This is a genomic window from Micromonospora echinofusca, from assembly GCF_017614955.1.
Lineage (GTDB): Bacteria > Actinomycetota > Actinomycetes > Mycobacteriales > Micromonosporaceae > Micromonospora > Micromonospora echinofusca_A.
Window position 1 is genome coordinate 1 of sequence record NZ_WVUH01000518.1, and the last position, 3,532, is coordinate 3,532.

A 3,532-nucleotide genomic window follows, 5' to 3' on the forward strand; every position below is an offset into this window, starting at 1 on the left:
GTCATCGGGGTCAGGGGACCTTCTCGATGGCCGGGATCCGGAACAACTCGTCGAACTGGTGCCGGGTGACGCTCCAGTCCCAGGTGGCCAACGCGTACGCCGAGGCAGCCGCACCGGCCGCCCGCCAGCTCTCCTCGGTGGCGGTGGCCGCGCGGATCAGCGCCGCCGCCTCCTGCGGCGAGTCGACCACCCAACCGGCCGGGAAGAGGGTACGGGCACTGTGCGCCCGGCCGGCGAAGAACGGCCAGTCCCGCACCACCGGTACGGCACCACTGGCCGCCCCCTCGACCAGTGCGCAGTGGAAACTCTCCCGTACCGAGCTGCTCAGGATCACCCCGATCCCGGTCAGCGCGCCGGGTACGTCCGAGGTGTGCCCGACCCGGACCACCGCCCCGGAGGGTTCCAGCTCGGCCAGGTCGGCGTCGAGCGCGTCCTGGTACTGCCGCACCGAGGTGCTGGCCGACGGGTCCAGCCCGGAACCGACGAGCAGCAGCCGGTAACGCGGGTCGGCGGTGCGCAGCTCGCGCAGCACGTCGATAGCCCAGCGGGGGTCCTTGGCCACCGCGCTGGTACCGATCAGGCCCAGGGTGAACCGGGCGTCCGGGGCCTTCGGCCTCGGGTACGGCCGCAGGTCCATCGCGTTGGCGATCACCGGCAGGGCCGGGGCCTGCTCACCCTGCAACGCCGGCAGCACCTCGACGGCCAGGTCCCGCAGATGGTCGGAGACGAAGAGCAGCTCGTCCACCCGGGAGAAGTCGATCAGGTGCGGCCAGAAGGTGAGCGCCTCGAAGCTGTGCAGCCGCATGATCACCCGGGTGTCGCCCGGGTCGACCAGGGTGAGCAGCGCGGCGGTGGCCACCGTCCAGTCCACGAAGACGGTGTCCGCCCAGTCCAGGTGCGGCCGGAACCACTCCTCGACCCGGTTGCCGAACTCGGTGGCCCCGGTCAGCCGGTGCTCCACGACCGCCCCGGCGTTGCGGATCAGCGTGTCCCCCACCGGGTCCTCGGTCAGGTGCACGTACCGCAGCTCCACGCTGGGCAGGTCGGCGTAGCGGGCCCGGATGTCGGTGAGGAAGTGGTCGTTGCCGTTGGTGGCGATCAGCAGCCGCAGCGGCCGGTCGGCCGGTGGCGTGGCGGCCGGCCGCTCCCGCCCCCGGGGCGCGGCCATCGCCTGGGCGGCCCGGCTGGCCCGCAGCGGGGCGAGGAACCCGGCCGGGTCACCGGCCAGCGGCGAGGTGAGCTGGTCGAAGTGCGGTACCCGGTGGAACAGCAGCCGCATCGCCTTGTACAACGACTGGGCCGCCTTGCGCGGGTTCTTCTGCCCCAGCCAGTTGTCGGCCACCGCCAGTTCGGCGGTGACCGCCTCGCGCAGGCAGACCGGTACCCGGCCCATCGCCAGTTCCTCGGTCGCCTCGCGCATCAGCAGCTCGGCGCGGGCCCGCCTGTCGGACATCCGGGCACTGGCCGCCCTGGACGCCGAGGCGGCCTGCCCGGGGCGGTCGGCCTGCACCGCGCGGACGTGCAGTCGGTAGGTGAGGCCACCGCGTACCCGGTCCGGCAGGCCCGGCGCGGCGACCACGGTCCGCCAGAGCCGGGCGCCGGCCCGGCTGCGCAGCACCGCCGGGGCCATGGTCGCCTCCAGCGACTCCTTGACCCCGGTGACGGCGGACCGGCGGGCGCTGCGGGCCAGGATGCCGGCCCGGGCCGAGACCGCCGGACCCAGACCGCTGCGGGTGGGCCGGTGCGTCCCCTCGTGCCGCGCCCGGACGACCTTCCCGGCCGGGCCGAGCCCGTGGCAGGCGTCCGCCCGGGGCTGGCGTTGCGCCATCTCCCACACCGTGTGCACGGCCAGCCCGTCCAGGGCGACCAGCACGTCGGCGGTGCGGACCCGCTGCCGGACCCAGCCGTCGTGCCAGGCCCGCAGCCACACCGCCCGGCTGGGCTGCTGGTTGCGGGCGAGCGTCCGGCGCAGTTTCGCATCCGGCTCGGTGGCGCGCAGGCTGTGCAGCTCGGCCAGCGCCGGGTCGATGGTGAACCCGTCCAGCGGGAAGTCGCAGACGACGGCGACCCGGGCCCCCTGCGCCCGGAACCGGGCGAGCGCCTCGACGAGTACCGACTCCTGCTGCGGCCGGTCACCGGCCACGATGAGCACGTTGGTCATGACTGGGCGCCTCCGGTCGGGCGGGTCAGGGTGGCCTGGGCGGCGGGCCGGGCGAACCGGGTGGCCTCGGCGACGGCGGGTGCGAGCTGGGCGCCCCGGGCGAACCGCTGCGCATGCGCGCGGGCCGCCGCCCGGTCGGCGTCGTCGGTGCGTACCGCCAGTCGGGCGGCCTCGACGAACGAGTCGGTCAGCCGCTTCGGGTCCAGCCCGACCGCGCCGGTCCAGAGCGGATGGCCGGCCAGCACCGTCGCCGCGTCGTGGTCGACCTCGTGCGCGGAGAGCACCGGCAGTCCGCTGGCCGCGTACTCGTAGACCTTGCCGGAGGTGACGTACCGGCCGCCGACCAGCATCAGCACCAGCGCGTCCCAGCGGCCGTAGGTGGCGGCCACCTCGGCCTTCGGTACCGGGCCGCCGAACTCCACCCCGTCGGCCGCCGCCGCGCGCAGCAGTTCCATGTGCGCGTTCGCCTCGCGCAGCGCGCCCGCGCCGATGTGTCCGCGTACCTCGAACCGGCTGCGGGCCAGCAGCGGGTCCGCCCGGCGGGCGGTGCGCCAGGCGGTGAGGACCGAGTCCAGCAGCGCCGGGGCGAAGTTGATCGAGCCGAGGTAGCCGAAGGTCAGCCCGGCCTCCGGGTCGGGCCGGTGGGTGGTGGCCGGTACGCAGTCCCCGTCGTAGCCGTTGCGGACCACCCGGACCCGGTCGGCGAGCACCGGGTACCGCTGCCGGTAGAAGTCGGCGATCGGCTCGTTGACCGCCCAGACCGCCCGCGCCTGCTCCAGCACCCGTTTCTCCCACCGGCCGGCAGGGGTGTTCTCGGCGAACGCGGTCGTCCCGGCGATCACGTCGACCGACCAGCCGTCCCGGAAGTCGACCACGTACGGCACCCGGTACTCCTGCCACAGTTTCCAGGTGGCGGCCAGGTTCACGTACGGCGCGCAGGTGGTCATCAGCAGGTCGGCGGCGTGCGCCCGGTGCACCCGCAGGACCGCCTTCTCCAGCGCGAACCGCCAGCCGCCGAAGACCGGCTCCGGGAAGATCTTCAACTCCTCCCGGCGCTGCTGGTCGATCCAGTGCTGCGGGCGCAGCGACCGGGCCTCGGAGAACGCCCGGATGTCGGTCTCCAGGTCGGTGCGGGCCAGCGGTACCTCGACCACCTTCACCCGGGGGTCCACCCCGGCGGAGAGGGTGTGGTCCAGCCCGTACTCGCGTTCCCAGGCGGACTCGGAGATGGTGATGACGGTGACGTCCCAGCCCAGCGCGCAGAACTGGTTGGCGGTCTCGCGCATCCGGTACGCCGAACTCTTCGCCGCCGGTGGGAAACCGATCGCGAGGTAGATGACGTGTGGCCGGGGGCCCCGACGGGGTCGGGGC

Annotated in this window: 2 protein-coding genes; both read right to left on the reverse strand. The window is 74.3% G+C overall.

All coding sequences use genetic code 11. The features are described 5' to 3' along the window. Positions 1 to 10 precede the first annotated feature (10 nt). A complete protein-coding gene (locus tag GSF22_RS31995) occupies positions 11 to 2,161 on the reverse strand; it encodes a glycosyltransferase family 1 protein (RefSeq protein WP_208817642.1) in 2,151 nt (716 codons plus the stop codon). After that, the coding region (locus GSF22_RS32000) for a glycosyltransferase (RefSeq protein WP_244454528.1) at positions 2,158 to 3,532 on the reverse strand (1,375 nt) is incomplete at its 5' end. The genes GSF22_RS32000 and GSF22_RS31995, both read right to left, overlap by 4 nt.

Excerpts from the sequence above, each read along its gene's own strand:
- GSF22_RS31995 (WP_208817642.1), bottom strand. The coding sequence starts at position 2,161 with ATGACCAACGTGCTCATCGTGGCCGGTGACCGGCCGCAGCAGGAGTCG.